We start from the raw sequence: 18,098 nt of genomic DNA on the forward strand, positions 1-18,098 counted from the left end.
GGGACCCCCGGTACTCTGCGGTAGGCCTGGACTCCCCACGAAGAGGTGCATCGCCTGTGACTGTGATTCCCCGTCCGCGAAGGGCCGCACTGGTGAGCGCCGTCTGCACCCTCGTGGTCAGCGGGCTGGGGCTCACGGGGTGCGGCGAGGATCCCAACGAGGGCACCAACGGGGTCGGCAAGCTGGAACCCGCGAAGATCCAGAGCAGGACCAAGGCGGCCGCCACGGCGGCGGACACGGTGCGGCTGTCCGGGTCCGTGGTGAGCAACGGCAGGACCTACAGGCTGGACATGCGCCTGAAGGAGGACGGCGGTACGGGTTCGGTGACGTCCGAGGGCTCCACCTTCCGGCTGCTGAAGGTCGGCGAGCACCTCTTCCTCAAGGCCGACAAGGACTTCTGGGACAACCAGGACTCCGGGAAGGGCGGCGGGAACGGGGAGGAGCAGGACGACTCGGAGGCGGCCGCGGCGGACAAACTGGACGGCATGTATGTGAAGGTGCCGACCGGTGACCCCGCCTACAAGCGCTTCAGCGGCTTCACCGACAAGGACGTCCTTCTCGACGGCCTCCTCACCCTGCACGGCACGCTGTCCACCGAGGGCCACCACGAGCAGTCGGGCACCCGCACGATCCGCATCACCGGCGACAAGGGCTCCGGCGGCACCCTCGACGTCTCCCTCGAAGGCACCCCCTACCCCCTCCGCCTCGTCCGCGCGGGCGACGCCGGCACCATCCTCCTCACCGACTGGGGCAAGAACTTCACCCTCGAGGAGCCGGACAAGAAGTCGGTCGTCGACTACGGCAAGCAACTCCCGACGTCGTGACGCGACGCTCCGCCGCCGCAGGCTGAGCAGCGACGGCTTGTCGGTCGGTACCGGGTGGGCTGTCCCCGCCGACAGATTGTCGGTCGGTCGGGTGTCCCCGCCGGCTGATCCGGCCCCGCCGACTCCTTGGCCTCGGGCCCCTCTACTTCCGTTTGCGGCGGCCGAAGAGCAGCCGCGGGACCCCCGCCGGAATCGGCCGGCGGGTCGTCGCGGGTGTGGGGACCGGCGCCTCCGCCAGGTCGCCGTCGGGCAGCGGCAGGGTCGGGCCCGTCGGCCGCAGCCGGAGCACCCGGCACTCCCTCGCCCAGCGCGCCGGCATCGCCTCGCCGTCGGGGGCGTTGAGACGCTTGCCCTTGAGCTCGGCCACGGCCGCCTGCCACTCGGGGGAGTCGGGGGCCAGCTCCACGACGCTCGCGGCCCAGCTCACCAGCCGACCGCCCTTGTCCTTGCTGCGGACGGTGACGACGGCCGAGCCCCCGTCGGCCAGCCCGGTCAACGGCTGCTCACCCGGCCCGTCACCGACCACACACGCCGCGCCCTCGTGCCAGACGTGCCACAACACACGTGACGGCTCACCCGGCCCCTGCCCCCGCACCCAGATGAGCCCGGACTTCTTGGTGGCCTCTTCCACGAGGGCCTGATCGAGCAGCGCGTCGGCGCCCAGCGAGTCGGCGGTCATGGAGGCAGCCTAACCGGGCCTCCTCGAAGGCCCCCGGCCACGCCGCCCCGGAGCCACCGCTCCCCGCCGACCTACAGCCATCCGTTCCGCTTGAGCGTGCGGTGGATACCGAGGCAGAGCGCGACCGTCACCCCGAGGACCACCGGGTAGCCGTACTTCCACTGCGTCTCCGGCATGTACTCGAAGTTCATGCCGTAGACGCCACACACCATCGTCGGTACGGCGATGATGGCCGCCCAGGACGTGATCTTGCGCATGTCCTCGTTCTGCGCGACGGAGGCCTGCGCCAGGTTCGCCTGGAGGATCGAGTTGAGGAGCTCGTCGAAGCCGACGACCTGCTCCTGGACGCGGGCGAGGTGGTCGGCCACGTCACGGAAGTACTTCTGGATGTCCGGGTCGATCAGCCGCATCGGCCGCTCGCTCAGCAGCTGCATGGGCCGCACCAGAGGCAGCACCGCGCGCTTGAACTCCATGACCTCACGCTTGAGTTGGTAGATCCGGCCGGCGTCGGTGCCCCGGGGCGTGCCCTTGCGCCCGGGAGAGAACACCTCCGTCTCCACCTCGTCGATGTCGTCCTGCACGGCGTCCGCGACCGCCACATACCCGTCGACGACGTGGTCGGCGATGGCGTGCAGCACGGCCGAGGGGCCCTTGGCGAGCAACTCCGGGTCGTCCTGCAGCCGGTGGCGCAGCGCCCGCAGCGAGCCCTGCCCGCCGTGCCGGACGGTGATGAAGAAGTCCCGCCCGGTGAAGCACATGACCTCGCCCGACTCCACGACCTCGCTGGTGGCGGTGAGTTCGTCGTGCTCGACGTAGTGGATGGTCTTGAAGACGGTGAACAGGGTGTCGTCGTAACGCTCCAGCTTCGGCCGCTGGTGCGCGTGCACGGCGTCCTCCACGGCGAGCGGGTGCAGCCCGAACTCCGCCGCGATACTGGCGAATTCGGACTCCGACGGCTCGTGCAGGCCGATCCAGACGAAGCCGCCGTCACGGCGCACCTGACGGATCGCCTCGTGCGGGGTCAGATTGTGCTCGAACGCGACCCGCGCGCCGTCGCGGTAGACGGCGCAGTCCACGACGGCCGTCGTCGCCTCCGCCGGACGCGTGGCGTCGTAGACGCCGCCGTCCTTGCGCAGCGACAGCCGCGCGGGGCGGGACGGACGAACTGCGGCACGCAGGTTGTGGATCATCGACATGAGCAGGCTCCTTCGCAACGAAAGGCCGCCGGCGACGGTTGGAACTACCCGGAATGGGGACGTTTTGACTGCGGATGTTTGGCACGTCCACAAAGCGGGGAGCACCGCACCGTCGCGGTGACAGCTTCGCTTGATTCAGATCAAGACGGGAAAGAAGTGCTCTTCCGATGCGCGACGACCAGCAGGCGGTACGACGCGAGTGAGGGTGGCAGCCAGCGGAGCGAGAACTACGGCTACGACAAGAGCTACGGAACTCAGCGCGCGGAAGAGCGGGTGGTACTGCACGGTCGACTTCGGTCCATCGCAGCCCCACCTCCTCCGGCCGGTCCCTCGTAAGGGACGATCCATACCCCGTTCGGGGTTCCCCGTAGGGGAGTCAGTCTTTCGGTCCGAGACACGAAGGCTTGAGAACGACGCTTCTGCGTGCTGCCCGTGCGCTGTCTCGACCGGCGGCCAAGACTAACAGTCGGTTGAAGTGTCAAGGTGCCCGTTTGCCGGTTCCTGACGAGTTCTATGCTCGGGCCATGGCTGATGTTCTTCCGTTGGTGGAGGCCCGTTTGCGCACCGCGCTGGGCGAACCGGACGCGCGCGCCGCGGTCACCTTCCTCGGCACGGACCGTATCGAGGTCCTCCGCTTCACCGACGGCGACGTCGTCCGCTACGCCACGCTCGGCATGTCCGCCCAGCCGATGTCGGACCCCAGCGCGGTCCTCGCCGACCCGGTCAAGGGCCCTCGCGCCGAGCTCGTCCTGTCCGTGCGGCACGGCGTCGCCGACACCGACAAGGTGCTCCGCCCGCTCGCCGTCCTCGCCGCGTCACCGCAGGTGGAAGGTGTGATCGTGGCCCCCGGAGCCTCTCTCGACGTGGGTGAGCCGCTCTGGCCCGGCGCCCCCTTCACCTCCGTCCTCGTCGCCGAGTCCGGCGGCCTGGTCGAGGATCTCGAACTCGATGCCCCCGCCGACCCCGTACGGTTCCTGCCCCTTCTGCCGATGACCGCCAACGAGGCCGCCTGGAAGCGGGTGCACGGCGCCCAGGCCCTCCAGGAGCGCTGGCTCACTCACGGGACGGACCTTCGCGACCCCGTCCGCAAGTCGGTCCCGCTGGACTGACCGGACCGCCCCGGAACCCGCCCGTACGACTTCCCCGTGCGGCTTCCCCATGTGACGGACGGCACGCCGTACGTGACCGGACCCCGCTCGGCAGGTGGCTGAAAATCGCCGCTTCCCTTGGTCGTGTGGGTAGTTGATCCCGTTGGTCGGTCCGGCGGGCCGATCGCTGACCGGAGTCCGGCGACTGTGCGCGGAATGTGACGCGCACACGCCGGACGGGTGATCGTCCTTGACGCGAGGAAGCACGGGGAGGACCGTTGGGCCCTATGAGGGGCGAACCCAGTTGCCCGAAGTGTGGTGGCCGGGTCAGGGCTCCCGGCCTCTTTGCCGACTCCTGGCAGTGCGCCGCGCACGGGACGGTGCACCCGCTGCAGCCCGTGATCCCGCCGAGCGTCGAGGCCCTCAGCGTCGTGGTGCACCGCGCCAAGGTGCCGGTCTGGATGCCGTGGCCGCTGCCCGTGGGCTGGCTGTTCACGGGCGCCGCCTTCGCCGGGGACGACCGTAGCGGTGGTCGGGCCACCGCCGTGGCCTGCTCCGGTCCGGGCCCGCTCGGGGGCGTGGGGGAACTCGTCCTCATCGCGGAGGAGCTCGGCGTCGGCCTCGGTGCGCGGTACGCGGGCATCGACGGGCCCGATCCCGGGCCGTACCTGAGCGTGGAGAAGCCGCCGCAGGCGAAGGTGCTCGCCGCCGGCCGGCCGACGCCGCTGTGGCATGTCTCCGGTACGCCGGACGACCGTGCGGTGTTCGCGGGGGAGGCGCTCGGGTTGTGGCTGTGGGCGATCGTGTGGCCCGAGCAGACGGGGTTGTTGATGTACGACGAGCTGGTGCTGACGGATCTGCGGGATGCGGGGGCGGAGGTCGAGCTGCTGCCGTGCGGGGCGCTCTCGCCGCGGATCTTGGAACCGTAGGGCGCCTGGCGGGGTGGGGGTGCCGTGCTCGGGTGACTGCGGATGCGTCGTGGCTGGTCACGCGGTTCCCCGTGCCCCTGACTCCGCTGCCCTCTGGCCGGGAACGACGGTAGGCCCTCCCGCGTGCCTGTAGGGGTCACTCGGGGGTTTCGGGTGTGACGGGAGTAGTCCGAAAGGGCGCTATCCTTGAGCGTCCGCTTCCGTTTCGTCGTCTGCGCCTGGAGTCCGAGTCGTGCGTATCGATCTGCACTGTCACTCCACGGCCTCCGACGGTACGGACACCCCGGCTGAGCTCGTGGGCAAGGCGAGGGCGACCGGGCTGGACGTCGTCGCGCTGACCGACCACGACACGACGCGCGGGCACGCCGAGGCGATCGCCGCGCTGCCGGAGGGGCTCACGCTGGTCACCGGCGCCGAGCTGTCGTGCCGACTCGACGGCGTCAGCATGCACATGCTGGCCTACCTCTTCGACCCCGAGGAGCCCGAGCTGCTCGCCGAGCGCGAGCTGGTCCGGGACGACCGGGTGCCGCGGGCCCGCGGGATGATCGCGAAGCTGAACGAACTGGGTGTGCCCGTGACCTGGGAGCAGGTCGCGCGGATCGCCGGCGGCGGCTCCGTGGGGCGGCCGCACGTGGCCACCGCCCTCGTCGAACTCGGCGTCGTACCGACCGTGAGCGACGCCTTCACCGAGCAGTGGCTCGCCGACGGTGGCCGCGCCTACGTCGAGAAGCACGAGACCGACCCCTTCGAGGCGATCCGGCTGATCAAGGGCGCCGGCGGCGTCGCCGTCTTCGCCCACCCCGCCGCCGTCAAGCGCGGCCGGACCGTACCGGAGTCCGCCATCGCCGAACTGGCCGCCGCCGGGCTCGACGGCATCGAGGTCGACCACATGGAGCACGACCCGGCCACCCGGGCGCGGCTGCGCGGCCTGGCGAAGGAGCTGGGGCTCCTCACCACCGGGTCCTCGGACTACCACGGCAGCCGCAAGACCTGTGTGCTCGGCGAGTACACGACCGACCCCGAGGTGTACGGCGAGATCACGCGGCGGGCCACCGGGGCGTTTCCCGTCCCGGGGACCGGCGGAGTCCGCTAGCCCGGTCCCTCTCGTCGTACGGCACCCGGCCGTTGCCGGCTGTGCTCACCTGTTCCGCCCCTGCGGAACGATTGCCCACAGCGGTCGTCCAGTGGTCGTCGGCCCTCGGTGGGATGCCCTCTTCTTTTCGCTTATCACTCCCTCAAGGCACCCCTGTGTTCGATCTCGCCGTTTTCGGTTCTCTCTTCCTCACCCTCTTCGTGATCATGGACCCGCCCGGGATCACCCCGATCTTCCTCGGGCTCACGGCCGGCCGGCCCGCTCGGACGCAGAAGCGGATGGCATTTCAGGCCGTTTGTGTGGCCGGGGGCGTCATCACGGTCTTCGGGCTGCTGGGGCACCAGATCCTGGCCTATCTGCATGTGTCCGTGCCGGCGCTGATGATCGCGGGCGGACTGCTGCTTCTGCTGATCGCGCTGGATCTGCTGACCGGCAAGACGGACGAGCCGAAGCAGACGAAGGACGTGAACGTCGCGCTCGTGCCGCTGGGGATGCCCTTGCTGGCCGGTCCCGGGGCGATCGTGTCGGTGATCCTGGCGGTGCAGAAGGCGGACGGCGTGGCCGGCCAGGTGTCCGTGTGGGCCGCGATCCTGGCGATCCATGTCGTGCTCTGGCTGACGATGCGCTACTCGCTGCTGATCATCCGGGTCATCAAGGACGGCGGTGTGGTGCTGGTGACCCGGCTCGCGGGCATGATGCTCTCCGCGATCGCCGTACAGCAGATCATCAACGGTGTCACCCAGGTGGTGCGGGGCGGCTGAGGGGCTGAGGCCCGCTCGTCGGCCCGCGCAGCAGAGCCCCGTACGGCATCGGTGCCGTACGGGGCTCTGAAGTGTGAACGGTGCCGCTTGTTACAAGGCGGCCGCGTCGGCCGGGCGGATCCAGAGGCGCTGCCCGATGGCGGCGGCCTGCTGCACGATCCGGTTGACGGAGGCGGCGTCCACGACGGTGCTGTCGACGGGCGCGCCGCTGACATCGTCGAGTCGCAGAATTTCGAAGCGCATGGGCTTCTCCCTTCGTCTGGTCATCCTCCTGAGGAGAACTACTTGCGGTGGTCACGGGTCGTCGGTGCCCGTGTTCCATGAGGATTCAACGGTATGCACGTTACAAACATTCCCTACGCTAAGGAAATTTTTCGAGAAGCTAATTACTAGCCGGTAAGTGGTGTGGGGGGGGGGATGTCTACCGGGAGGCAGGAAGACTGATTGGGACCGGTTGTGTTCGTAGCGTGACCACCGGGACAATGGAAGCATATGAACGACGACCTCACGGCGCTCGGCGCCCGCATCGACCGTACGAACGAGCTGCTGCACCGCATGCTCGCCGAGGTGGCGAAGACGCCCTCGACCCACGCGATCTTCGTCGATGCCGGGTATCTGTACGCGGCCGTGGGACGGCTCGCCGCGGGAACCGAGGACCGGCGGTCCTTCGACCTCGACGCGGAAGGCCTCATCGACGCGCTGATCGACCGGGCGCGCACGATCTTCGCGGACAGCCGGCTGCTGCGGGTCTACTGGTACGACGGGGCACGCCGCCGCATCCATACGGCGGAGCAGCAGTCGATCGCCGAACTGCCGGACGTGAAGGTGCGGCTCGGCAACCTCAACGCCAACAACCAGCAGAAGGGCGTCGACTCCCTCATCCGCACCGATCTGGAGTCACTGGCCCGGCACCGCGCCATCAGCGACGCGGCCCTGCTCGGCGGCGACGAGGACCTGGTGTCGGCGGTCGAGGCCGCGCAGGGGTACGGGGCGCGGGTCCACCTGTGGGGCATCGAGGCGCCCGAGGGCCGCAACCAGGCCGACCCCCTGCTCTGGGAGGTCGACAGCCAGCGGACCCTCGACCTCGACTTCTTCAAGCCGTATGTGTCACGGCGGGCCGCCGCCACCTACGAGGCCGCCACCGGCGTCCGGCCCGCCCGTGAGGACGTCCGCTTCGTCGGCGCCCAGATCGCCGCGAAGTGGCTGGCCTCGCGGGGCCGGGAGAGCCTCCAGGAGCTTCTCCACAGCCATCCCTACCTCCCCGGCTCCGTCGACCAGGACCTGCTCGTCGAGGCGGAGGGGCTGCTGCAGTACTCGCTACGGGGCCAGGCGGACCTGAGACGGGCCCTGCGGGACGGGTTCTGGGAGCACTTGCGGGCGCAGTACTAGCGGTACGCGAGGCGACAGGGGCTCTGCCGCCGGTCAGCCCCTGGTGATCAGGTCCCAGAAGGTGATGAGGGCGTCCGCCGTCGCCTGCGGCTGGTCCGTGTTGGGAGAGTGCTCGGCGTCTCGGATGACGGTGCGGTGCGCGTGCAGGCGTACAGCCATGTCGTCGAGGAGCGGGATCGGCCAGGTGTCGTCGCGTTCGCCGGACAGGACGTGCTTGGGCAGGTCGACGGCGGCGAGTTCGGCGACGCGGTCGGGTTCCACGCAGAGCTGGCGGCCCGTGGCGATGAGCTGCGCGGGGCTGGTCGCGAGCCAGCGGCGGCGCAGGTCGGCGCGGTCGTCCAGACCCTCGTCGAGGGCGCCCGTCTCGGTCTCCTCCGGCGGTTCCATCGCCTGGATGGCGTCCCACACCTGCTCCATGCCCATCACCGCCAGGGCGTCCCGCAACAGCTTCACGCGCTGCTGCTGACTGACCGAGATCCGGGCGGGGCCCGAGGCCATCAGGGTGAGCGAGGCGAAGGGGGAGGCGTCCAGGAGCACGGCGGCGCGGGAGACCTGGCCGCCGAGGGAGTGGCCGACCAGGTGCAGAGGGCCACCGTCGCGCACGGCCTCCGCCTGGGCGAGGAGGTCCTTCGCCAACTCCGCCTGCGCGTACGGCGCTTCGTCGTCCTCGGCGCCCGGGCTCTCGTACTGCCCGCGTCCGTCCACGGCCACCGTCCGGTAACCCGCCTCCGCCAACGGCTCATGCAGCGCGATGAAGTCCTCTTTGCTCCCGGTGAACCCCGGCACGAGCAGCGCGGTCCCCTTCACCGACGTCCCCGCCTCGATCATGGCGAACTCCCCGCGAGGGGTGCGCAGGAGGTGGGCCCTGGCGCCAGGGGGCGGGGTGAAGGTCGGCGGACGGCTCATGGGGCGAGGGTAACGGGCGACCCCACTCCCTGGACGACCGGTAGACGGGTTCCCGCTGCCGGCACCGGCCCCGTCAGCGCCCCGTCAGGGGCGCGGGGAACTGCGCGATCAACCAGGCACCACCCGCACCCGCCAACGAATCCGAACCCCCGAGCTTTGAGGCGCCAGGGGGTCACAGGGGCACAGCCCCTGGGGAGGGGACGGGCAGGGGCGGCGGGGGGCGAAGAACCCCTTCGAAACGCCGAAGGTCCGGCCCCCGAACGGGGACCGGACCTTCACTCGGCTGGATCGGCTCAGCCCTCCGTGGCCTCCACGGCGACCGCGGCCTTCCGCGTCCGCCGACGCGGCGCCGGAGCCTCAGCCGTCTCCTCGGCGGCAGCCGCCGGCACCGCGGCCTTGCGCGTCCGCCGAGGCTTCGTGGCCTGCTCCTCCGTCGGCTGGGCCGGCACCGTGGCCTCGACGGTCGCCGCCGTCTTGCGGGTGCGGCGGCGCGGCTTGGTCGCTTCGACGGTGTCGGCGGTCGCTTCGGCGGCGGTGTCGGTCGCCTCGACGGCGGCTTCTGCCGTCTTGCGGGTGCGGCGCCGGGGCTTGGCCGGAGCCTCCTCGGCGGTGGTCGCTTCGGTGGCGGTCTCCTCGACCACGGCCTCGGCGGGTGCGGCCACCTTGCGGGTGCGGCGGCGGGGCTTGGCCGGGGTCTCGGCCGCCGGCTCCGCGCCGGTCGCGCCCTCGGCCGTGTCGAGCACGACCTCCGCGCCGGGCGCGGCCTCGGCGACGGGAGCCTCGGCGGCTTCCACCGACTTGCGGGTACGGCGGCGACGCGGCTTGGGCGCCTCCTCGACCGATTCGGCTTCGGCAGGTGCGCCCGCGACGGTCTCCATCACGGCCTCGGCCCGCTCGGCCGACGTGCTCTCGGCCGTCTCGACCGCGGCCTCGGCCGCGGGGTTCACCCCGGCACGGGTCCGGCGGCGACGGCGGGGCGTACGGGTCTCGGACTCGGCGGAGTCGATGCCCGGCGTCTGCGTGGGCTCCGTGGTCGCGGGGGCCTCCGGGGACGCCCCGTCGACGGTCGCACCGCCGCGCGTACGGCGGCGACGACGCGGCGTACGCGCCGGGCGCTCACGCTCGCGCTCAGCGGACGACGGGCCGGAGGAACGGCCGCCACGCCCGCGCGGACCACGCCCGCCCGGCTCGCCGAGGTCTTCCAGCTCCTCGGCCTCCAGACCGGCCCGGGTGCGCTCGGAGCGCGGCAGGACACCTTTGGTGCCCGCGGGGATGCTCAGCTCCTCGAAGAGGTGCGGGGAGGTGGAGTACGTCTCCGGCGGGTCGCTGAAGCCGAGGTCCAGCGCCTTGTTGATGAGCTGCCAGCGCGGGATGTCGTCCCAGTCGACGAGAGTGATCGCGATGCCCTTGGCACCCGCGCGGCCCGTACGGCCGATGCGGTGCAGGTACGTCTTCTCGTCCTCGGGGGACTGGTAGTTGATGACGTGGGTGACACCCTCGACGTCGATGCCGCGCGCGGCGACGTCGGTGCAGACGAGGACGTCCACCTTGCCGTTGCGGAAGGCGCGCAGCGCCTGCTCGCGGGCGCCCTGCCCGAGGTCACCGTGGACGGCGCCGGAGGCGAAGCCCCGCTGCTTGAGCTGGTCGGCGAGGTCGGCCGCGGTGCGCTTCGTACGGCAGAAGACCATGGCCAGTCCCCGGCCGTCGGCCTGCAGTATGCGCGCGACCAGCTCGGGCTTGTCCATGTTGTGCGCGCGGTAGATGTGCTGCGAGGTGTTCCGGACCGTCGCGCCCTCGTCGTCCGGGGCCGTGGCACGGATGTGCGTCGGCTGGGACATGTAACGGCGGGCCAGACCGATGACCGCGCCCGGCATGGTCGCCGAGAACAGCATCGTCTGACGCCGGGCCGGAAGCATGTTGATGATCTTCTCGACGTCGGGCAGGAAGCCCAGGTCGAGCATCTCGTCGGCCTCGTCGAGGACCAGGCACTTGACGTGCTTCAGGTTCAGCTTCTTCTGGCCCGCCAGGTCGAGGAGTCGCCCGGGCGTGCCGATGACGACGTCGACGCCCTTCTTGAGGGCCTCGACCTGAGGCTCGTAGGCGCGGCCGCCGTAGATCGCGGTGACGCGGACGTTGCGCACCTTGCCGGCGGTCAGCAGGTCGTTGGTGACCTGGGTGCACAGCTCGCGCGTGGGGACGACGACGAGCGCCTGCGGGGAGTCGACGAGGTCCTCGGGCTTGGCGCGGCCGGCCTCGACGTCGGCGGGGACGACGACGCGCTCGAGGAGCGGAAGACCGAAGCCCAGCGTCTTGCCGGTGCCGGTCTTGGCCTGGCCGATGACGTCGGTGCCGGTGAGGGCGACCGGGAGCGTCATCTCCTGGATGGGGAAGGGGTTGATGATGCCGACGGCCTCAAGGGCCTCGGCCGTCTCGGGAAAGATTCCGAGATCTCGGAAAGTCGTAGTCAGGGTGCTGCCTCTTCTGTGTACGCGGCGTGAGGCGAGCGCGGGGGTCGTGTCGGACCGTGCCGGGGGACATCGGCCGCCCTCACGGGCGGGCCGTGTGGCACGGGACCACTGCCGACGCTCTAGCGCTCATACCGCTGAGGGGTTCCCTCCGGACGCCGTACGCGGAGTGCCGTACGGAAAAGGAGGGCTGTCGGGTCGGAGCCGATCGGGCCACCGACCGGGCATCCTCATGCGTGCGGCCTGTCGAGGCACGGTCGAGCTACGTCGACGTACCAGCAGGCGCATTACCACCATACCCCGGAATCGCGCATATGCGATGGCCGATTTGGTCACGTAGTCGTCGTCACACCGAATCGGACGCGGAAGGGCAGCCAGAATGACCGTGCCCTTCCGCCGTGCGCGGAGCGGGCTATTGTGCGCTTCATGACCACGTCTGACAAGCCTGAGAACGCCGCCGACACCGAGTCCGCCGACACCGCCGGCACCGCCGAGGTCACCGGGATCGCCGCCCAGGACTGGGCCCGGGCCGCCGCCGACCCGCAGTACCGCGCGGCGGTGGTGGATCTGCTGGGCGCGCTGGCGTACGGGGAGCTCGCGGCGTTCGAACGGCTCGCGGAGGACGCGAAGCTGGCGCCGACCCTCGTCGACAAGGCGGAGCTGGCGAAGATGGCGGCGGCCGAGTTCCACCACTTCGAGAGGCTCCGGGACCGGCTCACCGAGATCGGGGAGGAGCCGACGCGGGCCATGGAGCCCTTCGTCGGCGCGCTCGACGGCTTCCACAAGCAGACGGCGCCCTCGGACTGGCTGGAGGGCCTCGTCAAGGCCTACGTCGGCGACTCGATCGCCAGTGACTTCTACCGGGAGGTCGCGGCGCACCTCGACTCGGACACGCGCGGGCTGGTGCTCGCCGTGCTCGACGACACGGGGCACGCCGGGTTCGCCGTGGAGAAGGTGCGGGCGGCCATCGACGAGGACCCGCGTGTGGGCGGGCGGTTGGCGCTGTGGGCGCGGCGGTTGATGGGGGAGGCGCTGTCGCAGTCTCAGCGGGTGGTGGCCGACCGGGACGCCTTGTCCACGATGCTCGTGGGGGGTGTGGCCGACGGGTTCGATCTGGCCGAGGTGGGGCGGATGTTCTCGCGGATCACCGAGGCGCACACGAAGCGGATGGCCGCGCTGGGCCTGGCCGCGTGAGCGCCTAGTCGCCGCGGGGCGAGCTGTCGTCCGGCGGGTGCGGGTGCTTCGTGGATGGTCGCGCAGTCCCCCGCGCCCCTGGGCGGGGCTTCGCCCCTATCCGGGCATCCTCACGCCGTCGCCGAGCTGCTGCGTCGAAAGCGCTCCGTCGGGCGGAGGAGCAGCGACAGGGACGCCGCCGCGACGATCAGGGCGCCGGTGAGGATCAGCAGGTAGTTCGCTGAGCCCAGTGCCGTGTGGGTGAGGAAGGCGCCGAAGAGGCCGCCCGCGGTGCCGGTCGGGAGGACCAGGGTGCGGGACGGCAGGCGGTGGGGGAGGCGGTAGGCGGCGGCGCAGGCCAGGGCGAGGCCGAGAAGTGCGGATCCGAGTGCTTCCAAGAACATGATCGGGTTCCCTCCCGCACGGCCTGGCCTGGGCAAATCGGTCGTAGCCGGTACTACCCGTCAGTCATGGAACGCAATCATCATCTGTGGATGAGATGTGGTGGCTCCGCGCGGTCCTGGCCATGGCGGGCCATGGGAGTGGGCACAGGGAAGGGGCCCGGTGGTTTCACACCACCGGGCCCCTTCCCTGTGCCTCAAGTGCCTCTTGACTACAGCGCGCTGAAGCCCACCTTGCGGACGGTCGGCTCGCCGATGTCGACGTAGGCGAGACGGTCGGCCGGGATCAGCACCTTGCGGCCGTGCTCGTCCGTGAGGCTCAGCAGCGCCGACTTGCCGGCCAGCGCCTCGGCAACGGCACGCTCGACCTCCTCGGCACTCTGACCGCTCTCCAGAACGATCTCGCGGGGCGCGTGCTGCACGCCGATCTTGACCTCCACGGCTATGTCCCTCCGACGGTCAGTGAAGTGCGCGGGCTTCCGCGCCGTACGCAGCACACATTAGCCCGGTGAGGGGACGTCCACGCTCCGCGCGAGAACGCCAGGAGCGAACAGCGAGCGGGAACAAACGCCCGGACGCCGATACCGTCAGTGGTGGTCGATGCCGTGCAGCGGGAAGCCGGCGATCCCGCGCCAGGCCAGCGAGGCCAGCAGCTGGACCGCCTGTTCGCGCGGGACGCTGCGGTCGCTGTGCAGCCAGGACCGCGCCACCACCTGGGCGAGGCCGCCCAGGCCCGAGGCGAGGAGCATCGACTCCGCGCGCGACAGGCCGGTGTCCTCGGCGATGACGTCGCAGATGGCCTCGGCGCACTCGTTGGTGACCTTGTCGACGCGCTCGCGCACGGCAGGCTCGTTCGTCAGGTCCGACTCGAAGACGAGCCGGAAGGCGCCGCCCTCGTCCTCGACGTACGCGAAATAGGCGTCCATGGTGGCCCGGACGCGCTGCTTGTTGTCGGTCGTCGACGCCAGCGCGCCGCGTACGGCGTGGATCAGGGACTCGCAGTGCTGGTCCAGCAGGGCCAGGTACAGGTCGAGCTTGCCCGGGAAGTGCTGGTAGAGCACCGGCTTGCTGACGCCGGCGCGCTCGGCGATGTCGTCCATCGCGGCCGAGTGGTACCCCTGGGCCACGAACACTTCCTGGGCGGCGCCCAGCAACTGGTTCCGTCGGGCTCGGCGCGGCAGGCGTGTGCCCCGCGGGCGCGCCGCCTCTGTCTGCTCGATGGCTGTCACGCCGCCTCCCAAAATCGTCCACATGCGGTGTGCGCCGCGCCGCCATCGTACTTTTCGGTAACCCGGGTGTGCGCGGTGCGAGCGCAGAATTTCACGGACCGGACGGCGGGGAAAGTGCCGCGTACCGCGTCATACGGGGGCAGGGCGGGCAGAAGGAAGCCCTTTCTCGTCACCGGTCGCCGCCTCTCGCCGCCACCGGCTGTCGTCCCTGGTGAGGATCCGGTTACCGGTAGTCGTCCTCGTCGAGGGAGACCACGCGCGCCTGCTCGGCCAGGTCGGCCTCGTTGGCCACGCCGGGGTCGGCGTCGGTCAGCGGGTCGTCCCGGTCCGGGGCGACGTCCGTGTGCTGCTCGGCGGCATCGGCCTCGGGGGCCTCGACATCGTCGATCTCCACGGATTCCTCCTCGACGAAGGTGTCGGGATCGCTCGGGTCAACGGCCATCGTGGGTTCCCCTTCCTGGTGCTGCCCTGGTACCGCCGGAACGTCTCTGAAGGCGGCAGGGGCCACATACGGGTGCCCTGCCTACGAGCCTAGGAGACAGCCGATCGTGGCGCTATGCCGTCCGACCTCGTCCGGGGGTGACTGCTCCGCCTCCCGGTACCCCGTGACAAGTGGCCGATTTGCGCCTCCCTCTGTGACGGCGAACACATGAGCCCCTGCGTGATCGTCTCGTAACATTGCCGCATGTCTTCGACCGAGCTGCCGTCCTTGCTGACCGCCACCGCGTCGCCGAAGGCGAGTGCCGTGCGCGTGGCGCCCGGGGAGCGGATCAGGTCGGTCCGGCTGCCGGGGATGACGCTGTCGGTACGGTCGAGGCCACCGGCGCGCGAGGGGCTGCCGCCCGCCCTGTATGTGCACGGCCTGGGCGGTTCCTCGCAGAACTGGTCCGCGCTGATGCCGCTGCTCGACGGGCTCGTGGAGAGTGAGGCACTCGATCTGCCCGGCTTCGGCGACTCTCCGCCGCCGGACGACGGCAACTACTCCGTCACGGGCCACGCCCGCGCGGTCATCCGTTACCTAGACTCCGCCGGGCGCGGCCCCGTGCACCTCTTCGGCAACTCCCTCGGCGGCGCGGTCACGACCCGCGTCGCCGCGCTGCGCCCCGATCTCGTCCGCACCCTGACCCTCGTGTCGCCCGCCCTGCCGGAGCTCCGCGTGCAGCGGACCGCCGTGCCGACCGGAATGCTCGCGCTGCCGGGCATGTCGGCGCTGCTGACCCGCTTCACCAAGGGCTGGACCGCCGAGCAGCGGGTACGGGGTGTCATGGCGCTCTGTTACGGCGACCCCGGCCGCGTCACGGAGGAGGGTTTCCGCAACGCCGTGGAGGAGATGGAGCGGCGCCTCCGGCTGCCGTACATGTGGGACGCCCTGACCCGGTCCGCCCGGGGGATCGTGGACGCCTACACCCTGGGCGGGCAGCACTCGCTCTGGCGCCAGGCCGAGCGCGTCCTCGCGCCGACGCTCCTCGTCTACGGCCGCCGCGACCAACTCGTCGGCTTCCGCATGGCCCAGCGCGCCGCCCAGGCGTTCCGCTACTCCCGCCTCGTCTGTCTGCCGGACGCGGGGCACGTGGCGATGATGGAGTATCCGGAGACGGTCGCCGCCATGTTCCGCGAACTGCTCGCGGATACGGGGCAGCCGACCGGCGGGGCGGGCGCGGCGCGGACGGGTTCGGGGGCGGCGGACCCGGAGTGGGACTCGATCGCGGATCCCGGTCCGTATCCGTGTGCGGGTCCGTATCCGGGGCCCTGTTCGGGTGCGGATTCCTCTGCGGCTTCGATGCGTTCGGTGCCGGGCCCGGCTGCGATGGCGGGGTCCGCTTCGGGTGACGGGTCGAGCGAGCGTGGTCCGGAGGGAAGCGGTGGCTCGGCTACCGTCGACTGTGACGAATCGACCGACGGCGGGCCCCCCGAGGGCTCTCCCGGTGGGGGGAGCTGAGGCGCGGCGTGGGACGGCACAGCCGCAAGGGGCGGGCGCCGAAAGGCGACACAAGCGATGTAAGGGAAGCTGGGACGGAGGCGTCCGCCCGGACGGGCGGACGCGGACCAGCGGTGCCGCGAGCGCCGGGGGCCCAGGGGACTCCGAGCCCGGGTGGGTCGGCGCCCTGGGACGCCAGGGACGCGCCGGCTCCAGTGGCGGCGCGATCAGGGGGTGCGAATTCAGCCCCTCGCAGGTACGACGGGACGCCGGGCCAAGGGGTGCCGAGGTCCATTGGCGGCGCGCCCGGGCAGGGTGGGGGCCCACGCTTCCCCGATGGCGCGGTCGGGCAGGGTGATGGCCCGCGCTTCCCCGACGGCACGCCCGGGCGTGGTGTCCCTCGTTTTCCCGACGGCACCCCGGCCCGCGAAGTGCCCCGTTTCGCCGACGGCACGCCCGCGCACGGTTTCCCGCGTCTTCCTGATGGCACGCCGGTGCAAGGGGTGTCGCGTGTTTCCGACGGCACGCCGGTCCACAGGATGCCGCGTGTCGCCGACGGCACGCCCGCGCACGGTTTCCCCCGGCTCCCCGACGGCAACCCGGCGCGTGGCTTCCCTCGGAGCCGAGGCGGGCACCCCGAGCAGCGTGAAGCGGGTGGGGCTTGGGGGCAGTTGGGTGGTGGTGCACGGCAGACGGGTGCCGGGCACGGCGTGGCGCATGGAGCTCCTGCGGGGGCTCCGTATGGTGTGCCGGGCGAGGCGGCGTCCCCAGGCGCCCCGCACGGCGCGCCTCCGGAGGGTTCCGGCCGCCGTATCCCCATTCCCCGGCAGCGGCAGGAGGCCATGCCCACCGGTGGCCCCCGCCAGGCCTATCTGGAGGCCTTCGACGAGGTCGACGACGTCTTGGCACCCGGTCGGACACACCGCGCCGCGCCGGATGCCGACGCCGACGGCCGGGTCGAGGTGGCTCTCGAAGAGAAGCCGCTGCACGAGAACGGGCGGCAGGAGCAGCCGCCGCGTGACGGGCCCGAGGGCGCGGAGACGGCGAAAGGCGGCAAGGGTCGGGCGTTCGCCGGGATCGCGGCCGCTGCGGTGACGACCGTGCTGGCCGTCGTCGTGGGTGGCCAGATGGCCGGCGGACAGGAAGACACCGCCCCGCGGTCGCAGGCCGCCGACGCCGGTGAGCGCGATGTGCGCGGCGCCTCGCGCAGCGACACCCGGCCCGCGCCGTCCCCTACGCCCAGCGCCCGCGCGACCCCGCTGTCCTACGACCAGAGGATGGGCCAGAAGTACGCGCTCGCCGCCGATCTGGAGGGAGGCGGGGAGTTCGAGGCGGTCAAGGGGTTCGACAAGGCGCCGGGGACGGGGAGGAAGTACCGCTACCGCGTCGATGTCGAGAAGGGGCTCGGGCTGGACGGGGAACTGTTCGCCGATGCCGTGCAGAAGACCCTGAACGACGAGCGGAGTTGGGCCCACGGCGGTGGCCGTACGTTCGAGCGGATCTCCTCGGGGACACCCGACTTCGTGATCACACTGGCGAGCCCGGGCACCACCGCGATCTGGTGCGCCAAGTCGGGCCTCGACACCACCGTCGACAACGTGTCCTGCGACTCGGCCTCCACCGAGCGCGTGATGATCAACGCGTACCGCTGGGCCCAGGGCGCGGAGACCTACGGTGACCAGATCCATGCGTACCGTCAGATGCTGATCAACCACGAGATCGGCCACCGTCTCCGCTACGACCATGAGACCTGCGACAAGGACGGCGAACTCGCGCCCGTCATGCAGCAGCAGAGCAAGTTCCTGACCTTCGGCGGGATCACGTGCAAGGCCAATCCCTGGCCATACCCCGGCGGTTGACAGCCTCCGGCGATCTGACGGCACGTAACCGACTGATCCCTTAGCGCGACAAAACGCGCCCCGCTAGCGAAAGTTACGACCGTTCACCCCTTTTGGTGGCGCGATGGACAACCGTCCGTCGCGCCACCGCCTTGTCCGCATACGTTCGTCCCGCTGCGAGCCGCCGGGTGAACGGCGGCTCCTCAAAC

18 protein-coding genes are annotated in these 18,098 nt (G+C 71.1%); 9 read left to right on the top strand and 9 right to left on the bottom strand.

Annotated features, from left to right (window positions below):
* The first annotated feature begins 56 nt into the window (after positions 1 to 56).
* On the top strand, positions 57 to 824 hold the full coding sequence (locus tag ACWD26_RS11505; protein ID WP_451268676.1) for a hypothetical protein: 768 nt from the start codon (positions 57 to 59) through the stop codon (positions 822 to 824).
* A gap of 142 nt (positions 825 to 966) precedes the next feature.
* Here the strand turns inward: ACWD26_RS11505 and ACWD26_RS11510 are convergent, their stop codons facing one another.
* Positions 967 to 1,503, bottom strand: a complete 537-nt coding sequence (locus ACWD26_RS11510; RefSeq protein ID WP_451268678.1) for a hypothetical protein — start codon at positions 1,501 to 1,503, stop codon at positions 967 to 969.
* A 71-nt stretch (positions 1,504 to 1,574) separates the two neighbouring features.
* Complete coding sequence (locus ACWD26_RS11515; RefSeq protein WP_451268680.1) at positions 1,575 to 2,699, bottom strand: CorA family divalent cation transporter; 1,125 nt, start codon at positions 2,697 to 2,699, stop codon at positions 1,575 to 1,577.
* A gap of 524 nt (positions 2,700 to 3,223) precedes the next feature.
* On the opposite strand from ACWD26_RS11515, the gene ACWD26_RS11520 reads away from it, so the two are divergent.
* From ACWD26_RS11520 to ACWD26_RS11535, 4 genes are all read left to right on the top strand, one after another.
* Complete coding sequence (locus tag ACWD26_RS11520) at positions 3,224 to 3,808, top strand: suppressor of fused domain protein (protein WP_451268682.1); 585 nt, start codon at positions 3,224 to 3,226, stop codon at positions 3,806 to 3,808.
* A 266-nt stretch (positions 3,809 to 4,074) separates the two neighbouring features.
* On the top strand, positions 4,075 to 4,716 hold the full coding sequence (locus ACWD26_RS11525; protein ID WP_451268684.1) for a DUF6758 family protein: 642 nt from the start codon (positions 4,075 to 4,077) through the stop codon (positions 4,714 to 4,716).
* Between the two features lie 232 nt (positions 4,717 to 4,948).
* Positions 4,949 to 5,809, top strand: coding sequence for a PHP domain-containing protein (locus tag ACWD26_RS11530; RefSeq protein WP_451268686.1), 861 nt, complete (start codon positions 4,949 to 4,951; stop codon positions 5,807 to 5,809).
* 155 nt (positions 5,810 to 5,964) lie between these two features.
* The gene (locus tag ACWD26_RS11535) at positions 5,965 to 6,570 is read left to right on the top strand and encodes a MarC family protein (protein ID WP_451268688.1); all 606 of its coding nucleotides are present in this window, start codon (positions 5,965 to 5,967) and stop codon (positions 6,568 to 6,570) included.
* A gap of 90 nt (positions 6,571 to 6,660) precedes the next feature.
* Here ACWD26_RS11535 and ACWD26_RS11540 read toward each other — a convergent pair whose 3' ends face one another.
* Complete coding sequence (locus tag ACWD26_RS11540; protein WP_451268690.1) at positions 6,661 to 6,813, bottom strand: hypothetical protein; 153 nt, start codon at positions 6,811 to 6,813, stop codon at positions 6,661 to 6,663.
* 249 nt (positions 6,814 to 7,062) lie between these two features.
* Between ACWD26_RS11540 and ACWD26_RS11545 the strand changes: the two genes are divergently transcribed.
* Positions 7,063 to 7,959 carry an NYN domain-containing protein gene (locus ACWD26_RS11545; RefSeq protein WP_451268692.1) on the top strand — a complete coding sequence of 299 codons (897 nt, stop codon included), beginning with the start codon at positions 7,063 to 7,065 and terminating at the stop codon, positions 7,957 to 7,959.
* A 33-nt stretch (positions 7,960 to 7,992) separates the two neighbouring features.
* Here the strand turns inward: ACWD26_RS11545 and ACWD26_RS11550 are convergent, their stop codons facing one another.
* Positions 7,993 to 8,865 carry an alpha/beta fold hydrolase gene (locus ACWD26_RS11550; RefSeq protein WP_451268694.1) on the bottom strand — a complete coding sequence of 291 codons (873 nt, stop codon included), beginning with the start codon at positions 8,863 to 8,865 and terminating at the stop codon, positions 7,993 to 7,995.
* Between the two features lie 293 nt (positions 8,866 to 9,158).
* The gene (locus tag ACWD26_RS11555) at positions 9,159 to 11,240 is read right to left on the bottom strand and encodes a DEAD/DEAH box helicase (RefSeq protein WP_451268696.1); all 2,082 of its coding nucleotides are present in this window, start codon (positions 11,238 to 11,240) and stop codon (positions 9,159 to 9,161) included.
* A 507-nt stretch (positions 11,241 to 11,747) separates the two neighbouring features.
* On the opposite strand from ACWD26_RS11555, the gene ACWD26_RS11560 reads away from it, so the two are divergent.
* The gene (locus ACWD26_RS11560; RefSeq protein ID WP_451268698.1) at positions 11,748 to 12,524 is read left to right on the top strand and encodes a ferritin-like fold-containing protein; all 777 of its coding nucleotides are present in this window, start codon (positions 11,748 to 11,750) and stop codon (positions 12,522 to 12,524) included.
* Positions 12,525 to 12,634: 110 nt separating this feature from the next.
* On the opposite strand, the gene ACWD26_RS11565 is transcribed toward ACWD26_RS11560, so the two are convergent.
* The 4 genes from ACWD26_RS11565 to ACWD26_RS11580 form a co-directional block, all read right to left on the bottom strand.
* Positions 12,635 to 12,907 (bottom strand): hypothetical protein, encoded by a 273-nt coding sequence (locus ACWD26_RS11565; protein WP_451268700.1) that lies wholly within the window; start codon positions 12,905 to 12,907, stop codon positions 12,635 to 12,637.
* Between the two features lie 209 nt (positions 12,908 to 13,116).
* On the bottom strand, positions 13,117 to 13,344 hold the full coding sequence (locus tag ACWD26_RS11570) for a DUF3107 domain-containing protein (RefSeq protein WP_009293559.1): 228 nt from the start codon (positions 13,342 to 13,344) through the stop codon (positions 13,117 to 13,119).
* Between the two features lie 147 nt (positions 13,345 to 13,491).
* On the bottom strand, positions 13,492 to 14,133 hold the full coding sequence (locus tag ACWD26_RS11575; RefSeq protein WP_451268702.1) for a TetR/AcrR family transcriptional regulator: 642 nt from the start codon (positions 14,131 to 14,133) through the stop codon (positions 13,492 to 13,494).
* Positions 14,134 to 14,356: 223 nt separating this feature from the next.
* Positions 14,357 to 14,575: a hypothetical protein gene (locus ACWD26_RS11580; RefSeq protein WP_451268704.1), complete on the bottom strand. Its 219-nt coding sequence runs from the start codon at positions 14,573 to 14,575 to the stop codon at positions 14,357 to 14,359.
* Positions 14,576 to 14,818: 243 nt separating this feature from the next.
* On the opposite strand from ACWD26_RS11580, the gene ACWD26_RS11585 reads away from it, so the two are divergent.
* Together ACWD26_RS11585 and ACWD26_RS11590 are read left to right on the top strand one after the other, a co-directional pair.
* Positions 14,819 to 16,072 carry an alpha/beta fold hydrolase gene (locus ACWD26_RS11585; protein ID WP_451268706.1) on the top strand — a complete coding sequence of 418 codons (1,254 nt, stop codon included), beginning with the start codon at positions 14,819 to 14,821 and terminating at the stop codon, positions 16,070 to 16,072.
* Between the two features lie 8 nt (positions 16,073 to 16,080).
* Positions 16,081 to 17,910 (top strand): DUF3152 domain-containing protein, encoded by a 1,830-nt coding sequence (locus tag ACWD26_RS11590; protein ID WP_451268708.1) that lies wholly within the window; start codon positions 16,081 to 16,083, stop codon positions 17,908 to 17,910.
* Positions 17,911 to 18,098: the final 188 nt, after the last annotated feature.

The organism is Streptomyces sp. NPDC002787, from assembly GCF_053592095.1.